A 21,138-nucleotide genomic window follows, 5' to 3' on the forward strand; every position below is an offset into this window, starting at 1 on the left:
TTTTATGAGTGAGCAAATTAAGTCATTAATCAAAGCATTAAATGTGTTGGAGTTTTTAGGAAAGTTTCCAAATGGAACGTCTTTGAATCATATATCTGAGACGCTGAAGGTGACGAAATCTTCCGTCCATCGAGTGCTCTCAACTTATGAAAGCGAAGGCTACGTGACACAGCTTTCAAGTGGTGGTGATTATCGACTGACAATGAAGTTGTTACATGTTGGGCAAAGTGCTTTGAATTCTGATGTTACCGGCTATGTAAAGCCTCATTTAATCAACTTGCTAGCTTCCGTGAATGAAACAGTGAATTTTTTAGCCTTCGATGGGGACAATATTATCTTTAAAGATAAGTTAGAACCCAAAGATGCCTCTTTTAGAACCCGTACCTACGTGGGGTTGCATTCCCCTGCTTATTGTTCGGCAGCTGGTAAATGTTTTTTAGCCTTTGCGAATGATCAAGTTCGTGAAGCGTATTGGCAGCGAAATGCCAATACGATGGAGCAGTTAACCGAAAATACCATCTTGGAAAAAGAAGCATTTTTCCAATCTCTTGACCAAATTCGTGAACGCGGTTTTGCGATTGATGATGAAGAAAACGAAGCCGGAATCTCTTGTGTGGCAAAGCCTGTTTTTAATAAAGAAAAAATGCCGATTTATGCCATCAGTATTTCGTCATTAACACCAAAAATGAATCGACTGGGTTTTGAAAATCTAGCCAAGCGTTTGGCCATTACCGCGCTTGAAATCGAAGATACTCTTTTTTGAGGCAATACAATGATCCATTTTAATAAAAAATTTCGTTTAGGTATCTATGAAAAAGCCTTACCTGTTGACCTGTCTTGGCGGGAAAGGCTCTCTAAAGCTAAAGAGTTGGGTTTTGATTTTGTTGAAATATCAGTGGATGAAACGGACGATCGGCAGGCTCGGCTTGACTGGTCAGACGAAGAGATTTATGCACTACGGGATGTTTGCATAGAACAGGATATGCCGTTGCACTCTATGTGTTTAAGTGCTCATCGAAAATACCCATTTGGTTCAATGGATGACTCGGTACGTGACAAGGCTTTTGAGATCATGGAGAAAGCCATCGCACTGGCCTATAAATTGGGGATCCGCTGTATTCAGATGGCGGGTTATGATGTGTATTACGAACCTCAATCTCAGGCAACCCATGAGCGTTTTGTTGAGGGTATGCAAAAAGCCACTAAGATGGCAGAACGCGCTGGTGTTTTGCTGGGTGTTGAAATCATGGATACGCCTTATCTCAACTCGCTTAGCAAATTTGAAGTACTGAAACAAAAAATACCTTCCCCTTATTTCATGGCTTATCCCGATGTCGGTAATATTTCGGGATGGAATCATGATGTACCGACAGAACTTAAATTATCTCATCAACATATTGTTCAAATTCACTTAAAAGACACATTAAGAGTCTCCCCTGATAGTAAGGGTCAGTTTCGCGATTTAGTGATAGGTGAAGGACAAGTGGATTTTTATACGATTTTTAAAACCCTTGCTGAAATAGATTATGCCGCTCCATTTGTTATTGAAATGTGGGCTCAAGACGACAGCTGGTTTGAAAATATTAAGATAGCAAAATCTAAATTAGAAGAAATAGCCAGTGAATCGGGACTTTCATTTAGTTAATTTATAGTAAGAACACCATGATTTAAACCGCTTAAAAGCCATAAAAATAAAAAAATAACACACCAACCATAGTAAAGGCTGTGTTCTAATTGAGGTTGTCAAATTATGAATACGCAAAGTAATCAGGATATCAAGCATTCGTTATTACAGTTTAAAAATATAACGAAACGCTTTTCTGGTAATACCGCTGTAAATGACGTCTCCTTTGATGTTTTCTCACACTCTGTTGTTGCTTTGTTAGGTGAGAATGGAGCAGGAAAATCCACTTTAATTAAAACGTTAGCAGGTATTCATAAGCAAGACGAAGGTCATATTTTGTTTTGTGGTCAACCTCTTAATACCAAAGAAATTCGATCTACAGATATTGCTTTTATCCATCAAGACCTTGGGCTAGTGGATTGGATGACGGTATCAGAGAATATGGCTCTTTCAATGGGATATTGCATGAAGATGGGCTGTATCGATTGGAAAGCCACCGATGAGCGCGCCGCGCAAGCATTAGCCATGGTCAACGCGGATATCCATCCAAACACTCGTGTTTTTAATCTTTCCCGTTCCGAGCAGTCTCTTTTAGCGATTGCGAGAGCCGTTTATTGTGACGCGAAAGTGTTGGTCCTTGATGAGCCTACGGCCAGTTTGCCAGCTGCTGATGTCGAGCTTTTATTTAGCGTTATTAATCAGTTACGCGAAAAAGGGGTAGGGATGATCTATGTCTCCCATCGACTTGATGAAGTGTTGGAGATATCTGATCGTCTTGTTGTCATGCGAGACGGTAATCTGGTCGCAGAAAAGGAAACACAAGGTGTTTTAGCCGATGAATTGGTTGAAATGATCGTTGGGAACAGTCAAAAAACCTTCCATCCTATTGAGGTAAAAGCTGACGCTCCTGTTTTATTAAAGGTGTCCAATTTAGATCTTGGTGAGATTGGTCCTATTTCTTTTGATTTGAAAAAGGGCGAGATACTTGGGCTGATTGGTCTTCGTGGGGCAGGGCAAGAAGAAACAGGGCGAGCTTTGTTTGGTGATCATCCCATTTTGTCTGGCGCCGTTTATCTCAATAGTAAGCCATTAAACGTGAGAAAACCGGCTTTAGCGATTAAAGCGGGTATTGGGTTTGTCGCAGGTGAAAGAAATGAAAATCTTGCCATGTCGATGACGGTGACAGAAAACCTATATTTAAACCCATTATTAAATGAAGATACTTTCTTTACTTTAAATTCCCACGATAAAGAATTCTCTAATGCCTATTTTTTAACGGAACGTTTTGATGTACGTCCTAATAACCCAGATGAAACCATTGAAAATTTAAGTGGTGGTAATCAACAAAAAGTCATTATGGCACGATGGCTGAATTTACATAAGCCTGTTTTGATTTTAGAGGAACCAACGGCTGGGGTCGATGTGGGAGCGAAGTCTGAGATTTATTCTTTGCTAGAGGAGGCTGTTCAGGCAGGAACAAGTATTATTGTTGTTTCTACTGATTTTGAGGAGGTCGAAAAAATTTGTCATCGCTGTTGTGTTTTTAGTAAAGGAAAAGTAATCAAGGAACTATCTGGTGAAGAAGTTACCTTCGCTAATATTTTAAAGACAGCGTCAGCTCAAGGTGAGTGAAATCTACTCGTTGGTAAGTAAAAAAATAATAATATTATTCTAGGGGGTTCCATGAGTACTTCAATTAAATCAACGGCCTTAGAGCCAGATAATAGACACAATAAAGATATAGGGATAATCACAAAAATAGGGCGTTATTTACCCGTTTATGGATTGCCTGTTCTGACATTACTTTTGATTATTTTATTTTCAATTTTATTACCTAATACTTTTCCAACTGTTTTGAATTTAAGGTCAATTTTAAGTGATAAGTCGATTGTCGCCATTCTTGCGTTAGCCGCGATGGTGCCGATGATCACTGGCAAAATTGATTTGACGGTAGGCTATGGCATTGTGCTTTGGCATATCCTTGCGATCAGTTTGCAAACGAAATTTGGTTTCTCTTGGCAAGCGGCAGTTGCCATTGTGCTTGTATGTGGGATGGTTTTTGGCTTACTAAACGGTCTATTAGTTGAAATGGCTAAGATAGACTCTTTTATTGCCACGTTAGGAACTGGCACGGTGATTTATGCCGTCGCGCTTTGGTATACAGGGGGGCGTCAGGTGATTGGTACCTTGCCTCAAGAGTTCTATGCCATTTCTGATTCTTTTGTTCTTGGACTGCCTGCACCAACGTTTTATGTGATTGCGATATCAATCATTCTTTGGTTAGTGACTGAGTACATGCCCGTCGGGCGTACTTTATATGCCATTGGTGCGAATCCTCGTGCTGCGGATTTGAATGGTATCCCTTCTCGAAAATATGTCATCAGTGCCTTTATAACCTCTGGTTTTTTAACCGCACTCGCGGGTGTCATCCTAGCGGCTAAATTACGTATTGGTCAGGCTAATGTTGGCTCTGAGTTTCTTCTTCCTGCATTAGTCGGCGCATTCCTTGGCTCAACGACCATACGTCCTGGACGGGTAAATGTGTGGGGGACGATTGTAGGGGTGGCCATATTAGCGGTAGGTATTTCTGGTATTCAACAGCTGGGTGGGGCCTTTTATATTGAACCATTGTTCAACGGTGCAACCTTGCTTATTTCTATTGGTATTGCTGGCTACGCTCAGCGACGAGGAGGAAAAATCAGAAGGAAAATGAAAAGTAATACATAAGCATTTGTCTATTTTGTAAGTCTCGACTGCTTATCTACTTCAATTATAACAACAAAAGAAACGGAGTTAAGTTATGAATAAATACATTGCTTTAGTGAAATCAAAGCTGTTTCTCGCGACGTTGTGCTTATCTATTGCGACTGTGCCTGCTTATGCAGACAGTTTCGTAGATATGGCAAAGGCAAAAGTAAAAGCGGCAACGGAGCCCTATGATCACTGGGATGGTCCAACGACTGGACCCAAAGCGGTACCGAATAAGATGATCGTTTATCTCGCGTCCGATATGCGTAACGGTGGGGTGTTGGGGGTGAGTGAAGGGGTCCAAGAGGCGGCAAAAGTCATCGGTTGGAAAGTCAGAGTATTGGATGGTCAGGGAACGGTTTCTGGTCGAACATCGATTTTTAATCAAGCCATTGCGTTAAAGCCTGATGCTATCATTTTAGGTGGCTTTGATGTCAAGGAGCAAGCAGCAGCGATCGAAACGGCAGCGAAGCAGGGTATTGTGATGGTCGGCTGGCATTCTGCACCTAAACCTGGCCCAATTCCGTCCGAACACATTTTTACTAATGTCACAACGGATGCTGATGATGTGGCGAAGATTGCAGCCTATGCCGCTGTTGCTGGTTCTAATGGCAAAGCGGGGGTGGTTATTTTTACGGATTCAGCATACTCCGTTGCCATTGCGAAGTCAGATGCTATGGCAAAAGTGATTAAGCAATGTAAGGGTTGCTCTCTTCTCGCCGTTGAAGACACGCCTTTATCTGATACATCGTCGCGTATGCCACAATTGGCGACCTCTTTGTTACAACGCTATCAAGGAAAGTGGACATACTCTTTGGGAATCAATGACTTATATTTTGATTATATAGGCTCTGCCTTCGCGTCTTCGGGGTTGCCTAATAGTGAATTGCCAAAAAATATTTCTGCTGGAGACGGTAGTGAATCGGCTTATGCTCGCATTCGCAATCATATGTACCAGTCAGGTACTGTCCCTGAACCGCTTAACTTAGACGGATGGCAGTTAGTGGATGAGTTAAATCGTGCTTTCGCTCATCAACCTCCTAGTGGTTTTTCAACCCCTGTTCACTTAGTAACGTCCGCTAATATTTCGTTTGATGGCGGGAAACGTAATGTATTTGACCCTGATAATCACTATCGTGAGGCTTATACCGCTATTTGGAAATAGGCTTATTTCATAACCAAGCCTATCTATGTCGCTTGTATTAATAGATAGGCTGTTCTTGGTAAATGTATAACAGGCTATAAGGAGTCTCAATATGTCGATGATTGAGCAATATGACCAACGTATAAGCAACATCTTACTTAGTGAGTCTGTATTGGAGAAAGTGTGCACTGGTGCAACATGGAGCGAAGGCCCTGTTTGGTTAGAAGAGGCTCAAACTCTGTTGTGGAGTGATATACCGAATAACCGAATTTTAAGTTGGAATGAGAAAGAAGGTATTCAGGTTTGGCTTGAGCCATCGAACTTTTCTAATGGGCATTATTTGGATTTAGAAGGGAATTTATTGCATTGTAGCCATGGTGGTCGCTCTATCGTTAAGGTGGACATAAAAACGAAGAAGATGACGACATTAGTCGACCGATATTTAGGAAAACGCTTAAATTCACCTAATGATCTTGTGGTGAAGTCAGATGGAACGATTTGGTTCACTGATCCGCCTTACGGTATTGTATCTAATGTGGAAGGTTATAAGGCAGAGTCGGAGCAAGGTGGTAATTATGTTTATCGCTTTGATCCTGAAACGGAGGATTTGCAGGTTGTCTGTTCAACCATAGAAGAGCCAAATGGACTGGCTTTTTCACCGCATGAAACTCTACTGTATATTGCTGATACCTCTGCCGCATTACGTAATGATGGAACAGGGAATCACCACATTAGAGTATTTGATGTTGTTGATCATCAAATGTTAGAGAATGAGCGGTTATTTGCAACGGTCACACCAGGTCTGGCTGATGGTTTTAGAGTGGATCATAATGGCTGGATTTATACTTCTTCTGCTGACAGCATTCAGATTTACCACAATGATGGCACCTTGCTTGGAAAAATAATGGTGCCAGAAACCGTATCAAACTGTACTTTTGCTCGTGATAACACATCGCAGGCCAAGGTAACCCTATATATAACGGCAACCACATCGATCTATCGTATTCGGCTGAATACCGACATGACGAGACGTGGGACTAATTGACCAATAATTTGAGATAAGCTTTATGAATTTAGAAACCTATTACGGTGTCTTAAGGGATTTTAACGGTGGACAATTTGATTCGATTAGCAAAGATTATCAGGCGATATGTCTTGCTCAAGATCAAATGATTGCCAGTTTACAATCTAAGGGTACCAACGTTAAGGGTTGGAAAATTGTTGAAGACAGCAATACTTTTATTATTTCGCCTATTTTTGATTTTCAAATTATGGACAATATGGGGGCGTGTTTTACGGCTCAACAGGTAACGGGTTTTGAAGTTGAGTTGTGTTACCAAGTCACCGTCCCGGAGGTCGATCAACTTATTGATGCTGTCGTGCGTGTTAGTAAGCCAAAGGCCGCCATTGAAATCATGAGAGAAAAGGTAAATCCACTTAGCCATATTGCCTGTGATTTCTTTTTTAACTATGGAATCATCGTGTCTGATGATGCAGTTGAAGGGAATTTCAAGTTAAAAAATGACGCTGCTGGTTTGTATTATGATTATTCGTCAACGGATAGAGACTTATTGGATGAGAGGCAGCGTTTCTTAAAGCAAGGGCTCATTGAATGTGTCCGACGAGGTTATAAAGGAGAATTCTTTTTTATGACAGGTAGCTTAAATGGCATGTTAGAAGTCGATACTTGTTTTGGTACGAATAAAATTATGACTGGAGAGAAGGAAGTTATTTCTTTCGAAGTAATGTGATCGATATAAGATGGTACATTCTAGGATAATCTTTTTATTACAGCAAAACGGCCTTTGCTCACCGCTGATCCTGTTATCGATAAATGCTAACTTAAACACAAAAAGCCAGCCTTAGAGCTGGTTTTTTAGTGCGTTGTTTCGTCGGTCAAAAAATAGACTTTTAAATGTCATCTATTTATGCCATAAACATTGAATGAACAGTAGGAGATCAATTGATGAAGTTTCGTTTTTTGGTAGGTTTGATGGTGTTATGGAGTGTTGGAGCGCAGGCCAAGTTTGTTCAGTCTGGTATGGAGCTGGTGGATACTGTTCCCAGTGGAACAAGTGTGGCGACGCCCGATTTACGAAATGCTGTCACTGTATGGTGCAGTGAGTTTGATAAGGCAAAACACGCTATTGATATCGCTCAGTTTTATGTGTCGAGTGAACCCAATAGTAAAAATGGTCCTTTACAAAAAGTGATCCAACACCTAAGAGCGGCGGGTGAGCGTGGCGTTAAAATCCGCTTTTTGATGGATCAACATGGTTTAAAAATCTCTGATAAAAAGACCATAGCGGAATTGAAAGCCATTCCCAATTTGACGTTTAAGTTGATCGATTACAATAAAATCGGTGGCGGTATTCTTCATGCCAAGTATTTTGTGATCGATGGTGGAAAAAGTGCTTATATGGGCAGCCAAAACTTCGATTGGCGTTCCTTAGAGCAGATTCATGAAACAGGTTTGTTGGTAACCAATACGACCATCGCTCGTGAAATGCAGGCGATCTTTGAGGTGGACTGGATGAATCAGGCGCTGGTTCAACAAGGTCAACCTCCTATCGTGCTCAATACCAAGACTGTGTTAGCGAATGAATCGCAACCTGATTATCTGGTTGCCAGCCCTAATGCCTTTAACCCACCAGGAGTGGGGGACTCCCAGAGTGAGCTGCCACGTCTTTTAGCCAAAGCAAAACACGAAGTCAAAATCATGGTGATGACGTACGCCCCCTTGTCTTATTCGACTCATCGACCACGACCTTATTATCCGATCATTGATACCGCCATTCGCGCCGCCGCTCAACGAGGCGTGAAAATTGAGTTAATGGTGTCGAGTTGGAATACGGGCAAACCGGATATTGATTATTTAAAAAGCTTACAGGTTTTACCAAACATTCAAGTTAAGATTGTGACCTTTCCTCAAGCCAAAGAAGGCTTTATTCCATATGCTCGCGTTTTGCATAGTAAGGCAATGGAAATTGATCATAAAATCGCTTGGGTTGGGACCAGTAACTGGGAAGGTGGTTACATGGATAATTCACGTAACTTAGAAATGGTGATGCAAAACGATGCGATGGCCAATCGTATTGCTGAGTTGCATCAGCAGTTATGGAATAGCCAATACGCTAAGCCATTAGAGGTGGATAAAGATTATCCCACCCCTCATCCCGGCTCGGAAAAATAAATGTTGTTAGTCAAAAGGGCCGCTTAAGCGGCTCTTTTACTGTTGAATGTCCCGTTACTATTAAAACGATTCGTTGCTTGCTTGTACGGTCAGGTTTTAGTTCATCGGCTCTGATGTCTTGATGACTTGAACCTTTAAATCGAGTAGTTCCACCGGAGGACCGAATTGTGTGTAGATGGCCACATCTGCGGCATCTCGTCCAAAAGCAACGGCGACACGGCCACCTTGTAAATTCGCCTGAGTGGGGTCAAATGTGTACCAACGATCTCCCACATAGGCTTCAAACCAAGCGTGCAGATCCATGGGTTCTAATCCTTCCAGATAGCCCACTACCATGCGTGCTGGAATGGCGATCGCGCGACAGCAAGCAATGCCTAAATGGGCCATATCTCGACACACTCCATGGCCGGCTTCGTTGACTTGAGAGGCACTGATATTCTGCTCGCCTTGTCCTGGCGTATATTGGATGGCGCGGCGAATGTAATCCACAATAGCGCAGCATTGATCGTATCCTGGCGCTAACCCTACCACGATGGATGACGCCATTTCGGTAAAGTGATCGGAATCACAATAGCGACTTGGGTGTAAGAAGGGAAGAGTGTCGTTTGGTAGTTTTTGTATGTCGACAAAAGGCGCACCGGGCGCTGAATCGGAAGCATCGGCGGTTTCGATTTCCACGGATGTCCGAATCGTGAAGCGGCCTGCTGGGGCAACTAAACGTTGGCATAGATTGCCAAACGAGTCGGTAAACTCAACCGCTGGCACACTGGGTGACAAAACGTACTCTTCACGGGCAATCCATTGTTGCATGCCACTACGAGGGCGTAGCATAAGCAAAAAGGGTGTGGGGGTATCAATATAAAACTCAAGAGTGCTGGAGGCTTGTAACCACATGATCATGTCCCACCGTTTGATTGTCTGTTTTTCACACTAACATCTCTTTGTAATAAGCGCTGTTTAATTTTGTGTTTTCTTTGCAATAACCGCTAAATTCCTCTTTCTGGTTAAGAATACGGATTTTTTTGCTGTTCGTTAGAGTATTGCCTCTGTTGGCTTGTAGTCCAATCGGCGTCCGTTTAGACTTCAGCTCTGTATACTTGGCATTTTTGTCACTGATTTAGGAGCGTTTTCTTGGCAATAGGTCGCTTTAAGATATCCTTGCAGACGTTAACTAAGGCGGGAGGTATTGGACCACTGTCTTACGGCATTCGTGTTTCTATCGCTCTATGTGGGGCCATGGCACTAAGCTGGGGGCTGGACTATGTCTCTTTAGTCATCCCGTTGTTTCTTGGGGTGATTGCCAGCGCGATCGCTGAAACGGAAGATAATTGGCTGGGGCGAATCCGCGCATTATCCATTACCTTATTGTTATTTATTATTGTCTCGTTTGGCGTGCGATTATTGATGCCGCATCCGTGGGCATTTGGTATCAGTATTTCTGTGGTCGCGTTTTGCTTGTCTATGGGGGGCGCCTTAGGTCGACGGTATGGTGTGATCTCTCAAGCGACATTGATCCTCGCTGTTTACACCATGATAGGTTTAAATCAAGCTACCCATGAAGTCCCTATTTGGCATGAGCCAGTGTTATTAACCTTGGGTGCTTTGTGGTACGGCGTGTTATCGGTTATTTGGGCAGCATTGTTTGTCCATGTGCCATTACGTCAAGCCTTGGCGACGCTTTATATTGAAGTGGGCCTGTATCTCAAAGTCAAATCTAGACTGTTTCCGATACTGAGTAGCACTTCGATGGATGCGTTACGACTGGATCTGGCTCGGCAGCATGGACAGGTCGTGATCGCATTGAACCGAGTGCGAGAAATTTTAGTGAGTCGCATTGGTAATGAGCCAACCAGCCCTAGGTTAGGCCGTTATATTCGTCTGTATTTTATTGCTCAGGCCATTCATGAACGAGCGAGTTCCTCTCACTACAATTATTCGGATTTAGCCGAAACCTTTTTTCACAGTGATATTTTGTTTCGCTTACAGCGTCAGTTGTCTGCAGCAGGAGCAAGTTGCCGACAAATTGGTGAAGCTATCCGCACCAGTCAGTCCATTGATCTTCATGATAGTGAAGAGGCCATTGCGGGTGTTCAACGCTCTATGACCTATTTAGAGAAAGAGGCTTTACCGACACAATGGCGCCTCTTTCGCTCGTTGCGGCAGCTGACCGATAACGTGATGGCATTGCAACAAGAGCTGGATAAAGCCCGACAACTAGAGGATGTGTCTTTAACGGACGCATCCCAACAAATTCCTCAGCCACGTGTGACATTTCGGTCTATTTTAAGCCAAATTCTTGATCAGTTAACGCCAAAGTCTCAGGTATTTCGACATGCGGTAAGGATGTCTATTGCGCTGACCTGTGGGTATGCCATTATTCAAAACATGGATTTGGATGTGGGCTATTGGGTTATGCTGACGACTTTGTTTGTCTGTCAGCCAACGTTTGGCTCCACCCGCAAACGTTTATACGAGCGCATAGCTGGCACCGTGCTCGGTTTAGTGGCGGCATGGTCCCTGATAACGCTCTTCCCGGTGGAGCTTATTCAATTATTGATTGCCGTTGTGGCGGGCGTGGTGTTCTTCCTTTCGCGAAATAATCGTTATGTGCTGGCAACTGCCGCCATTACCCTGTTGGTGGTCTGTTGCTTTAATCAGGTTTCAGACGGTTATGCGGTCATTTGGCCGCGATTGTTCGACACCTTGATTGGCAGTGTGATTTCTTGGTTAGCGGTATTTTTTATTTTGCCCGACTGGTTTTATCGCCAATTACCAATGACGTTCGCAGAGGGGCTCCGGCGCAGTGCGGAATATCTACAAGAGCTGATGCGCTTCTACCGTGAAGAAAATATGAACGATCAAGCTTATCGTCGTAGCCGCCGTCGCGCCTATAATGCAGACGCTTTGTTAACCTCCACGCTGGTGAGTATGCTACAAGAGCCAGGGCATTTTCGTCGTGATGCTGAGTTATGGCAACGTCTGGTGATCCGAAGCCATACCTTATTTAACTACATTGCGGCTTTTGGGGCCCATCGCGGTGCTCTAGTTGAGCAGCCCAGTAATGAATTACTGGTGTCGGCTGGCAACTATATTGTGGAAAGCTTGCATGAAGTAGCCCAAAGTCTTGAGCAAAAAAGTTTGGTATCCGATAGCTCAGCAGAATTTGAGCGCCTGAAAAAATTATTGGACGACTGTCCCTCAGAGAACGATGAACGCCATTACTTTGTTCTGTCCCAGTTACAGTCTTTACTAGGGGAACTCAGACAAATTCGTCTGTTAACTCATGAACTGCAGGTTCAGGTGCATGGTCGTGACATTAAAGCGGTAGAATCGGCAAACTAGAGCGAACATTTAGGCTTCTTCTAGCAGGCGGTGATTGTTCTGTTAAACGCGGAAGAAATACGTTAGATCAAGTCCTCTTGATGTTGTTTGACTAATTCAATCAGAAAATCTGCCACGGTACGAATACGCTTGGATTGTGTTAAATCGCTTTGAATAACCAAGTAGATTTCTTGATTCACCTCGGGAGTATCAGCGAGGCAGACCAGTCCAGCTGGTCGTGCAACAAGATGTGGTAAGACTGACAAGCCCACATTGGCCAAACAAGCACTGACTTGAGTGGCGACGGAGGTTGTTGTCAGAACGGGGGCTTTTCCTGCCAAGCGTTGAGTTATCCATTGTGCGGCGGGTAACTGCTCATAGTGCTCTCCCCATTGAATAAATTTCTCATGATGGTCACTGGATTCTGCCTGATACTGGCGACTGGCGTAGAGACCATAGCCTAGTGTACCGACTCGTTGGAAACTGACATTGCCATTAGTCGGACGAACCATGCGCAAGGCAAGGTCGGCATCGCGACGATGTAAGTTGACGGTATGAATGTCGGTAACCATGTCGATATGTAAGTGGGGGTGAGCCTGCTGAAAGAGGCTTAATGCGGGTAACACCAGTTGAGTTGCGAGGTTTTCTGCGGTGGCCACTTTGACTCTGCCTATCAATTGCGTTGTTTTTTCCGCTCTTTGAGTCAATGCAAACGCAGCGTTTTCCATTTCTTCTGCACTACTGAGTAAATGCTTACCTTCATCCGTCAGTTGATAGCCTGTTTGAAAACGTAAGAAGAGGGGCGTTGCTAAGCTATGCTCAAGGCGCTCTATTTTTCTTGATAATGTTGCAATGCCGATGTCGAGTGATTTAGCCGCCGCCGTTAAAGTGCCAAAGCGCGCTAAGGCCAAAAAGGCTTTGGTATCGTCCCACATTAATTCATGCATTATAGACTCCTTGTGTTTTTCAATTATGAAAAACTAATTTTCTTTTGTAGGTAAATATTTCGATCATGAAAAATGTCATAGTAGCAACCATTGTGTTTGGTGTCGCGGACCAATCATGAAACTGAGCACGAAACATAGGTATGAAATGGGAGCCGAAAATGAGTGAAGATCGTTATCAATTAGGATTGAAAAAACTGGCCGAAATAGATGGTGAACAGGGTCAAAAAGTGGTGGATGCACTACAGCCTATTGCTCCAGAATTCGCAACGTTAATGATCGAGTTTGGTTTTGGAGACATCTATAGCCGCCCTGGCTTGGATTTAAAGTCTCGTGAAATAGCGACGGTGGCCGCTTTAACTGCTCTGGGCAATGCCGCCCCGCAACTGAAAGTCCACCTTCATGCCGCCTTGAATGTGGGGTGTTCTCCAAACGAGATTGTGGAAGTCTTAATGCAAATGGCCCTCTATGCGGGGTTTCCTGCGGCGCTAAACGGGCTGTTTGCCGCCAAAGAAGTGTTTGCAGAGCGGGGGATTACGTTAGCAGAAGCACCGACTCCCTAAGAAAACAATGCCTATAACGCATCTGTAACCCTCGTTTATAAAGGGTTATATAAAAGGGTCGTCTATTGATTAGATGGCCCTTTTTGCGTTTGAAAGCTTTTGCGGTGATGTTTACGGAGTTCGCTACATTTTTATCTGGATAAAAATTATTACCCTGCTATTATATTTATATCCTGGTAAAAATAATCTAAGTAATGCGAGTGAGAGCGGATAATGAGTGCACAATATTTAGCCATCTACGATAAAAAAATCCTCGCTAGAGGATCACTGGAAGAGGTTGTTCATCAGGTAAAGCAGTTGGGTGAGTATATTGAGCCCATGGTCTTTGAGGAAGAGAACTGCCGACGAGTGGATTTTAGCTGGTATGGTGATGCAACGACGGTGCTCAACAACCTATTGTCAGATAAAGAACAGACTGGAAAGCGTGGCCGCCCCAAGTTGGGGGTTAAAGCCAAAGAGGTGACCTTGTTACCCCGTCACTGGGAATGGCTATCGGCGCAAAAAGGCGGTGCATCAGCGGCGCTAAGAAGGCTAGTGGATGAGGCACAAAGAAAGGCTTCCATTGAAGATAGAGTGGCCATTAAGCAACAGCAGTTAGATAAATTTATGCTAGCCTGTTTAGCGGACGAACCGGGTTTCGAAGAAGCAAGTCGTGCCTTATACCGCAATAGTAAAATAAGCTTTGAAACAGCGATTGACTCATGGCCTGATGACATTAAAGCTTTTCTAATGGAGAAGTTTCTGCATCTCTCTGAGTTACATAATGGAAAGGATTTCTCATGACGGACTCTCATAAAACGAATTATTTTTTACATTCCCCTCTGCCTATCGTGTTTCTAAAAACGGCAGCCCCTATTATTTTGATCATGTTGGTGAATGGGTCTTTTTCGTTAGTGGATGCCTATTTTCTGGGGGTGTTTGTTGGGGCAGACGCATTAACAGCCGTCACCTCTATGTTTCCAGCGTTTATATTGATCGTTGCCTTATCAACGCTTGTATCGAATGGCTTTGCCAGTTTGATGGCGCGGCAATTAGGGGCAGGAGAGTATTCTCGTGTGGTGGACGTTTTTTCCCAAGCCATTAGTTTGTCATTGGTGGTGTCTGGGGTGTTGATCGGGCTTTTTTTGATAGGAGGGCACGCGTTAACGGCAGCGGTCAGTCATAGTTCAAGCCAAATTGCCGACATGGGTTATCGCTACATTGCCATTTTAGTGTTCTGCTCACCGCTGGTGTTTATTTTAGCCATTAATAGCAATAGCTTACGGTGTGAAGGCCAAGTGTTGTTTATGTCGGTGGTGTCTCTTGCTTCGGTGTTGTTCAATGGTCTCTTTAACTATTGGCTGATTGTTGGCATGCATTGGGGAGTTGCTGGCTCGGCATGGGGAACGGTCTTGGCGCAGGCAGTGTCTTTGGTGATGGTTTTTTTGTACCGAAAATACCGCCGCAATGAGATTAAGCTTCAGGTTATTCTGCTTTCTAGATCTCGGCAGCACTGGTTGACGTTTTTGGCGTTAGGGGCACCTTCTAGCTTAAATTATATCGGTCTGGCACTCACATCGGGTGCTATTTTATACAATTTGCAAACCTGGGACGCCGCGAATTACGCAACGACTGTGGGCGCTTATGGCATTATCACCCGTTTAATGACATTTATTTTTCTGCCTTTACTGGGGCTGAGTATGGCATTTCAAGCCATCGTCGGGAATAACGTCGGGGCCAATCAATTAGACCGAGTCAATACCAGTATCAAAATCGCTCTGGCTGCCGCCTTTGTCTATTGCTTGTTTTTTCAGGTCATTACGTTTGTTTTTAGACGTGATTTAGGAGCCTTATTTGTCAGTGATCAGGCGGTCATTAATGGCGTAGTGCGGATTTTACCTTTTTCGACGTTGGCACTGTTTTTAGTGGGGCCACAGATGATGATCAGCATGTTTTTTCAGGCCATTGGTGATGCAAGAAGAGCAGGGATTTTGGGGATTATGAAAACCTATGCGTTTTCTCTGCCGTTAATTTTTATTTTGCCATTGTTCTTTTCAGAATGGGGAATTTGGTATGCGGCTCCCATTACGGAAGGCTTGGCATTGCTGTTAACCATCTTGGTATTGAGTCAGCGTAGCCGTGCCCACAATGCTCTATATGGTTTGTTTTACCCAGAAAATACCACCGACAGGCTGCTTGTGACCAAGCAGCCTGAAAATGGATGATTTTAACCGGTTGTTGTCTTATTGATGCTCAATGCCATGGCTTCGGCGATTTTAATGCCATCAATGGCGGCCGACATGATGCCGCCCGCGTAGCCTGCCCCTTCACCCGCAGGGTATAAGCCTTTGATGTTGATGCTTTCTAAGGTATCAGGGTCGCGTTTGATATTAATTGGCGCAGAGGTGCGTGTTTCTACCCCTGTGAGCAGGGCATCATCTAGGGCAAAACCACGAATCTTCTTGTTGAAAGCGGGAATTGCCTCACGAATTGCTTCGATACAAAAGTCAGGTAGGGCGTCAGCAAGGTTCGTGAGCTTGATACCTGGCTTAAAAGAAGGAGTGACTGAGCCGAGTTTTTTTGGCGTTTCATTTCTTAAAAATGCCCCGACGGTTTGGGCTGGTGCATCGTAATTGCTGCCGCCAAGTTCGTAAGCAAGGCTTTCTAATTTGCGCTGGAATTCAATGCCTGCCAAGGGGCCTCCAGGGTAATCCGAAGGGTCGATGCCGACGACAATGGCACTGTTGGCGTTACGTTCGTTACGAGAATACTGACTCATGCCATTAGTGACCACGCGATTTTCTTCCGATGTGGCGGCAACGACGGTTCCGCCAGGGCACATGCAGAAACTGTAAACGGAACGACCATTTTTACAGTGATGAACCAATTTGTAATCGGCCGCCCCAAGGATCTCATTACCTGCATTCGGACCAAAGCGGGCTTTGTCGATGGTTGATTGTTCATGCTCAATACGAAAGCCCACGGAGAAGGGCTTGGCTTCGATGTAAACGCCCTTATTGTGAAGCATTTCAAAGGTATCACGCGCACTGTGACCAATGGCGATGGCAATGTGCTTAGAATGCAGTTGTTCGCCATTTGCTAGAGTGACGCCAGTAATTCGATCGTTTTCAATGTGTAAATCCTCCACCCGGGAACTGAAGCGAATTTCACCGCCTAGCTCCAAAATCTGAGCGCGCATTTTTTCCACCATGGCGACCAATTTAAATGTGCCAATGTGTGGTTTACTGACGTAAAGAATTTCGTCTGGTGCCCCGGCGGCCACAAATTCGTTAAGGACTTTACGGCTGTATTGTTTCGGGTCTTTGACTTGGCTATAGAGTTTGCCATCGGAGAAGGTTCCCGCGCCCCCTTCACCAAACTGGACGTTGGATTCAGTATTCAAAATCTTCTTACGCCAGAACCCAAAAGTGTCTTTCGTGCGCTCTCGTACTTCTTTACCACGTTCTAGAACGATTGGCTTGTAGCCCATTTGTGCTAACACCAAGGCGGCTAACAAGCCACAAGGACCAAAACCGATAACAATAGGACGCTCTGTTAGTGTCGCAGGTGCTTGTGCGACCGGATGATACTCTAAATCCGGCGTCTCTTTGACTTGCTGATGGTCAGCAAACTGGCTTAATAGTGCCTCGTTACAACTGGTTTCCACATCTAGGGTATAAATCAGCAAGATGCGTGTTTTTTTCCGAGCGTCGTAACCACGACGGAAAATATTAAAGCGGATGAGTTGTTCTGCACCGATATTGAGGGTCGATAAAATCGCGTTTTCCAGTGCCGCTTCGTTGTGGTCCAGCGGTAATTGGATATTCGAAAGTCGTATCATAAGAGGTATCAAAGTCTAAAGAGTGAACGAAAGTAAATAGCGCGGATGATACGATATTTCGGAGGAAAAAGCTGGTAAAACTTGTCTCATTTATCACGGATAGAATGAGGCCAGTAGACTTGTCAGTCATATTTTAGCGGTTACACTCTTAACTCTTGGTTTGTGGTATATGTTGAAATGAAAAAATCGGATAAGAAAATTGAGAAGATCCTAAGAGAGGCGTTAACGGCCGTTTGTGATGAATCCTTGGGTACGATTAAGGGCTTTGTATGGTTGACGCACTTGGTCAATTACGATGCGTTCCCACAATCGTTAAAAATCGTTTGTGTATTTGAAACGGACGATGAGCTAAAGCAAGCTTTAGATGCACAAAAAGATGTCTTCTTTTACGATCACATTCAAGCAAAGTTAAGCGCTGTGAATATTAAGATAAAAAACATTCACTCCCATGTATTTTTTGATAGTGAAGAAACGTGTCAACGTGTGCACGATGGCAAATGGGAAGAACGCTTTAAGCGGCTGTCTTCGCTGCATTAAAGTAACCCGGTTTTGAGACAAAGGTCACTATGATGGATTCGACTGATAACAAACTCACCATCATGCCGTTAGCGGATTCGCTGGGAGCTCTCATTGAGGGCGTTAACTTGGCTGAGTTGAACTACACGGTTTTTGACCAGCTTTATCAGGCGTTTTTACGCTACAAAGTCATATTCTTTCGTGATCAAAAACTGTCGCCAGAAGCGCATTTAGCCCTCGGTAAACGCTTTGGTGAGTTAGAGCCAGCCCATCCTTTTTTCCCTCATTTAGTGGAGTTTGATCAAGTCGTCATCATCGAAACCTCTCGTGGAAACCCACCAGGTGAGAGTTTTTGGCATACGGACATGACTTGGCAGAAAACTCCTCCTAAATGCTCTATCTTGCATGCTCAGTACGTTCCGCCCAAAGGGGGCGATACCATTTGGTGCAATATGTCGGCGGTGTTTGCCAGCTTAGCAAAAGACGAACAAAACAAGCTTCGCTCAATGCAAGCCATTCATGGATTACATGCCTTTGCCGGCAGCCGCTACGACGACATAGACGAGGCGGGTAACAGCCGAGTGGCGCAAAAATCTCAAGCTTACCCTCCGATTGTTCGTCCTATGGTGACTCGTCATCCAGAAACCTATGAAGACGTTCTGTTTATTAATGAGCAATTCACTCGCTCAATTGCTGATTTGAGCGACGTAGAAAGCCAAGCTTTGTTAGAGCGGCTCTTTGCCATCGCGCGTCAGCCTGAGTTTCATGTCCGCTTTCAGTGGCAAGCGGGTTCAGTGGCCATTTGGGATAATAGAGTCACTCAGCATTTCGCCGTGACAGATTATGACGATCAGCCGAGAAGGCTGCATCGTGTGACGGTGCAAGGGGATTGTGATTATCTCAAAACCGTTTATTAACGTCGCTTTTAAAACACTTTCCACTCGAACTAAAATGAGGTTGGGGGTATATTGTGACGCATATGTTCACATTGTGTGAGCATTTTTTATGAAACAGTCCATTTTTCGATGGCTTTGTAGGATGAACCATGGGAGTTAAGCAATGCAGACTTTAAAACTTCGTTCTTTTGTTGTTTCCACCGCGTTAGTGATAGGCAGCTGTATGGCGCTGCCTAGTTGGGCAAATGAAACCAGTAGCGATACCAAAGCGTTAAATGCACAAATAGCTGAATCACCCATGCCTCATGAAGCAAGTTACGACACCAAAGATTTAAATGAACAGTTGGTGATGGCGAACTTGTGGGTACAAGCATCAGGTGAATATAAAGCCTTAGCTTACCAAGCGTTTAACCTCGCGAAAATGCAGTTAGATAACTACCTTGCCCATCATAAAGGTAAGAAAAAAGTCGCCGTCATCGTGGATGCGGATGAAACCATTTTAGACAACAGTGCTTACGAGTCTTGGTTAATTGGTAAAAATCAAAGTTACTCAAGTAAAACTTGGGGACAATGGATGAATGCAGCAGAAGCCAAAGCCATTCCTGGTTCAGTTGCCTTTTTACAATACGCCGCGAAAAAAGGGGTGGGTGTCTTTTACATTACCAACCGCAAAGAAAGTGGCCGTGCTGCTACCATGAAAAATTTGCGTAAATTAGGCTTCCCACAAGTAACCAATTCGCATGTGTTACTACGCACTACTACCAGTAACAAAGAGCCGCGTCGTCTAGAAGTTGAAAAACACTACGATGTTGCTTTGTTGATGGGGGATAACTTAAATGACTTCTCCAAAGACTTTAAAACCAAAACGCTACAGCAAACCTATGCAGCGGTTAAAAAAGATAAGGATTTATTTGGCACTAAATTTATTATGCTTCCTAACCCAACCTATGGTGATTGGGAAGGCAAAGTCTACAACAATGACTGGGGCGCTTCTGCAGCAGAGAAAGACAAAATGCGTAAAGCGCATTTGCACGCTTGGCACCCTAAAGGTGAATAAGGCTTCGTTTAACCTCTAAGGCTGTTTTTAAATGCCACAGAGTGACACAATGAAAAACGGCTTAATGGCTTCTTGATGTGAAGTTGTTAAGTCGTTTTTTTATGTAGATGGCTTATACCAGATACATGGTAAAGCGAGTGTGCAAAAACAAATAATGAAAAAGAGGTAAAGTGTAAAGGTATCCCCATTAATAGGTTATTTACGATAATCTTAATAAATTGATTTATTGACGTGTTTAGGAGTAATGAGTGACCGTAAAAACGATGATGTTAACGGGCTGGCTTGTCGTAGCCATGTTGTTGGGAATCAGTCAGGCCAACGCGAACCCCACACAGCCAAAAGACGGCTTTACGCGTCGTGAAGCGACATTCTTTACCACCATTCAGGTCAATAATAGCGAATCTTTACCCCTAGTCGATAGAATCACCCGTTTAAGCTCCATCCTGCTTGGTGTGCCGTATGCCAATGGGGCGTTGGGCGAAGGCAGCGAGGGGTTATTTGATCAAGATCCGCTTTATCGCTTTGACGAGTTCGATTGTACTACCTTTGTGGAAACCGTTTTAGCGGGGGCGTTATCCAATAGTCCGAGTGACTTTTTAACCAACCTAGACAATATACGCTACAAGGACGGTGATGTTGCCTTTGTGAAAAGAAATCATTTTCCAAGTGCCGATTGGTTTCCCAATAATCGTAATATCCTGACTGACATCACCAAAAAAATAGCAGGAAAACAAACCAAAGAAGCCAGAGCCGTCATTAATAAAAAATCATGGTATCAGCACATGACCATGGACAACTTACAATTAACGTCTGCTAATGACGCTCAGAAACGGTTGTTCCTGCATGCCCTTCATCACGCAGGGGATAGTCTTAAACCACAAATTGCCAAAATAGACTACGTCCCTCTAACGGCTTTATTCGTCCCGGTGAAAAACAACTCAGGTCAGGTAGTCGGCAGTAAAGTTAACCTTGCGATACTGAAAAAAATTCCCACAGGAAGCATCATCAGCATGATTCGTCCTAACTGGAATTTAAAAAAAGTGATTGGCACCAACATGAACGTCTCCCATCAAGCCATTTTGGTACGTAAAGAAGGAAAACTCTACCTACGTAATGCCAGTGAAAGTAAAGGCAAAGTGGTGGATCAAAACTTTGTACGATACTTATTCCACTACCGAAACAGCCCTACATTAAAAGGCTTTAATGTGGCCGTATTAAAGGCAAATTCTTAAATCCGTGGATATTTAATTCGATGGGATAGCACTGTGCTTCGTAAATTCGGTTATTTTATTGTCACATAGCAAGGCGTTAT

At 43.9% G+C, this 21,138-nt stretch carries 19 protein-coding genes; 16 read left to right on the forward strand and 3 right to left on the reverse strand.

The window, feature by feature from the left end:
• The first annotated feature begins 4 nt into the window (after window positions 1–4).
• The 8 genes from AC0VYG_RS07145 (at window position 5) to AC0VYG_RS07180 (ending at window position 8,709) form a co-directional block, all read left to right on the forward strand.
• Window positions 5–763 carry an IclR family transcriptional regulator gene (locus AC0VYG_RS07145; protein WP_475431628.1) on the forward strand — a complete coding sequence of 253 codons (759 nt, stop codon included), beginning with the start codon at window positions 5–7 and terminating at the stop codon, window positions 761–763.
• 9 nt (window positions 764–772) lie between these two features.
• Window positions 773–1,645: an L-ribulose-5-phosphate 3-epimerase gene (locus AC0VYG_RS07150; protein WP_475431629.1), complete on the forward strand. Its 873-nt coding sequence runs from the start codon at window positions 773–775 to the stop codon at window positions 1,643–1,645.
• A 105-nt stretch (window positions 1,646–1,750) separates the two neighbouring features.
• The gene (locus AC0VYG_RS07155) at window positions 1,751–3,256 is read left to right on the forward strand and encodes a sugar ABC transporter ATP-binding protein (RefSeq protein WP_475431630.1); all 1,506 of its coding nucleotides are present in this window, start codon (window positions 1,751–1,753) and stop codon (window positions 3,254–3,256) included.
• A 51-nt stretch (window positions 3,257–3,307) separates the two neighbouring features.
• Window positions 3,308–4,351 (forward strand): ABC transporter permease, encoded by a 1,044-nt coding sequence (locus AC0VYG_RS07160; protein ID WP_475431631.1) that lies wholly within the window; start codon window positions 3,308–3,310, stop codon window positions 4,349–4,351.
• A 73-nt stretch (window positions 4,352–4,424) separates the two neighbouring features.
• A complete protein-coding gene (locus AC0VYG_RS07165) occupies window positions 4,425–5,537 on the forward strand; it encodes an ABC transporter substrate-binding protein (protein ID WP_475431632.1) in 1,113 nt (370 codons plus the stop codon).
• 91 nt (window positions 5,538–5,628) lie between these two features.
• A complete protein-coding gene (locus AC0VYG_RS07170; protein ID WP_475431633.1) occupies window positions 5,629–6,561 on the forward strand; it encodes an SMP-30/gluconolactonase/LRE family protein in 933 nt (310 codons plus the stop codon).
• A gap of 22 nt (window positions 6,562–6,583) precedes the next feature.
• The gene (locus AC0VYG_RS07175) at window positions 6,584–7,267 is read left to right on the forward strand and encodes a hypothetical protein (protein ID WP_475431634.1); all 684 of its coding nucleotides are present in this window, start codon (window positions 6,584–6,586) and stop codon (window positions 7,265–7,267) included.
• 215 nt (window positions 7,268–7,482) lie between these two features.
• Window positions 7,483–8,709 (forward strand): phospholipase D-like domain-containing protein, encoded by a 1,227-nt coding sequence (locus tag AC0VYG_RS07180; protein WP_475431635.1) that lies wholly within the window; start codon window positions 7,483–7,485, stop codon window positions 8,707–8,709.
• A 96-nt stretch (window positions 8,710–8,805) separates the two neighbouring features.
• Here AC0VYG_RS07180 and AC0VYG_RS07185 read toward each other — a convergent pair whose 3' ends face one another.
• Window positions 8,806–9,603: a transglutaminase domain-containing protein gene (locus tag AC0VYG_RS07185; protein ID WP_475431636.1), complete on the reverse strand. Its 798-nt coding sequence runs from the start codon at window positions 9,601–9,603 to the stop codon at window positions 8,806–8,808.
• Between the two features lie 237 nt (window positions 9,604–9,840).
• On the opposite strand from AC0VYG_RS07185, the gene yccS reads away from it, so the two are divergent.
• Entirely contained in the window at window positions 9,841–12,051 is a 2,211-nt protein-coding gene (gene yccS / locus AC0VYG_RS07190; RefSeq protein ID WP_475431637.1) for a YccS family putative transporter, read from the forward strand.
• A 62-nt stretch (window positions 12,052–12,113) separates the two neighbouring features.
• On the opposite strand, the gene AC0VYG_RS07195 is transcribed toward yccS, so the two are convergent.
• Entirely contained in the window at window positions 12,114–12,977 is an 864-nt protein-coding gene (locus AC0VYG_RS07195; protein ID WP_475431638.1) for a LysR family transcriptional regulator, read from the reverse strand.
• Window positions 12,978–13,135: 158 nt separating this feature from the next.
• Here AC0VYG_RS07195 and AC0VYG_RS07200 point away from each other — a divergent pair, with 158 nt between their 5' ends.
• The 3 genes from AC0VYG_RS07200 (at window position 13,136) to AC0VYG_RS07210 (ending at window position 15,741) form a co-directional block, all read left to right on the forward strand.
• Window positions 13,136–13,537 carry a carboxymuconolactone decarboxylase family protein gene (locus AC0VYG_RS07200; RefSeq protein WP_475431639.1) on the forward strand — a complete coding sequence of 134 codons (402 nt, stop codon included), beginning with the start codon at window positions 13,136–13,138 and terminating at the stop codon, window positions 13,535–13,537.
• A gap of 213 nt (window positions 13,538–13,750) precedes the next feature.
• Window positions 13,751–14,320, forward strand: coding sequence for a DUF2239 family protein (locus tag AC0VYG_RS07205; protein ID WP_475431640.1), 570 nt, complete (start codon window positions 13,751–13,753; stop codon window positions 14,318–14,320).
• Complete coding sequence (locus AC0VYG_RS07210) at window positions 14,317–15,741, forward strand: MATE family efflux transporter (RefSeq protein ID WP_475431641.1); 1,425 nt, start codon at window positions 14,317–14,319, stop codon at window positions 15,739–15,741. Before AC0VYG_RS07205 ends, AC0VYG_RS07210 begins: the two co-directional genes overlap by 4 nt.
• A gap of 2 nt (window positions 15,742–15,743) precedes the next feature.
• On the opposite strand, the gene AC0VYG_RS07215 is transcribed toward AC0VYG_RS07210, so the two are convergent.
• Complete coding sequence (locus AC0VYG_RS07215; RefSeq protein ID WP_475431642.1) at window positions 15,744–17,357, reverse strand: NAD(P)/FAD-dependent oxidoreductase; 1,614 nt, start codon at window positions 17,355–17,357, stop codon at window positions 15,744–15,746.
• 177 nt (window positions 17,358–17,534) lie between these two features.
• On the opposite strand from AC0VYG_RS07215, the gene AC0VYG_RS07220 reads away from it, so the two are divergent.
• The 4 genes from AC0VYG_RS07220 to AC0VYG_RS07235 all read left to right on the forward strand — a co-directional run bounded on the left by AC0VYG_RS07220 (window position 17,535) and on the right by AC0VYG_RS07235 (window position 21,058).
• Entirely contained in the window at window positions 17,535–17,894 is a 360-nt protein-coding gene (locus AC0VYG_RS07220; RefSeq protein WP_475431643.1) for a Fis family transcriptional regulator, read from the forward strand.
• A gap of 29 nt (window positions 17,895–17,923) precedes the next feature.
• On the forward strand, window positions 17,924–18,790 hold the full coding sequence (locus AC0VYG_RS07225) for a TauD/TfdA dioxygenase family protein (RefSeq protein WP_475431644.1): 867 nt from the start codon (window positions 17,924–17,926) through the stop codon (window positions 18,788–18,790).
• A 142-nt stretch (window positions 18,791–18,932) separates the two neighbouring features.
• Window positions 18,933–19,826 carry a 5'-nucleotidase, lipoprotein e(P4) family gene (locus AC0VYG_RS07230; protein ID WP_475431645.1) on the forward strand — a complete coding sequence of 298 codons (894 nt, stop codon included), beginning with the start codon at window positions 18,933–18,935 and terminating at the stop codon, window positions 19,824–19,826.
• A 248-nt stretch (window positions 19,827–20,074) separates the two neighbouring features.
• Window positions 20,075–21,058, forward strand: coding sequence for an N-acetylmuramoyl-L-alanine amidase-like domain-containing protein (locus AC0VYG_RS07235; protein WP_475431646.1), 984 nt, complete (start codon window positions 20,075–20,077; stop codon window positions 21,056–21,058).
• Window positions 21,059–21,138: the final 80 nt, after the last annotated feature.

Source organism: Marinomonas sp. 63XJN7_7_ISO-PGPR-S23-202, assembly GCF_056173505.1.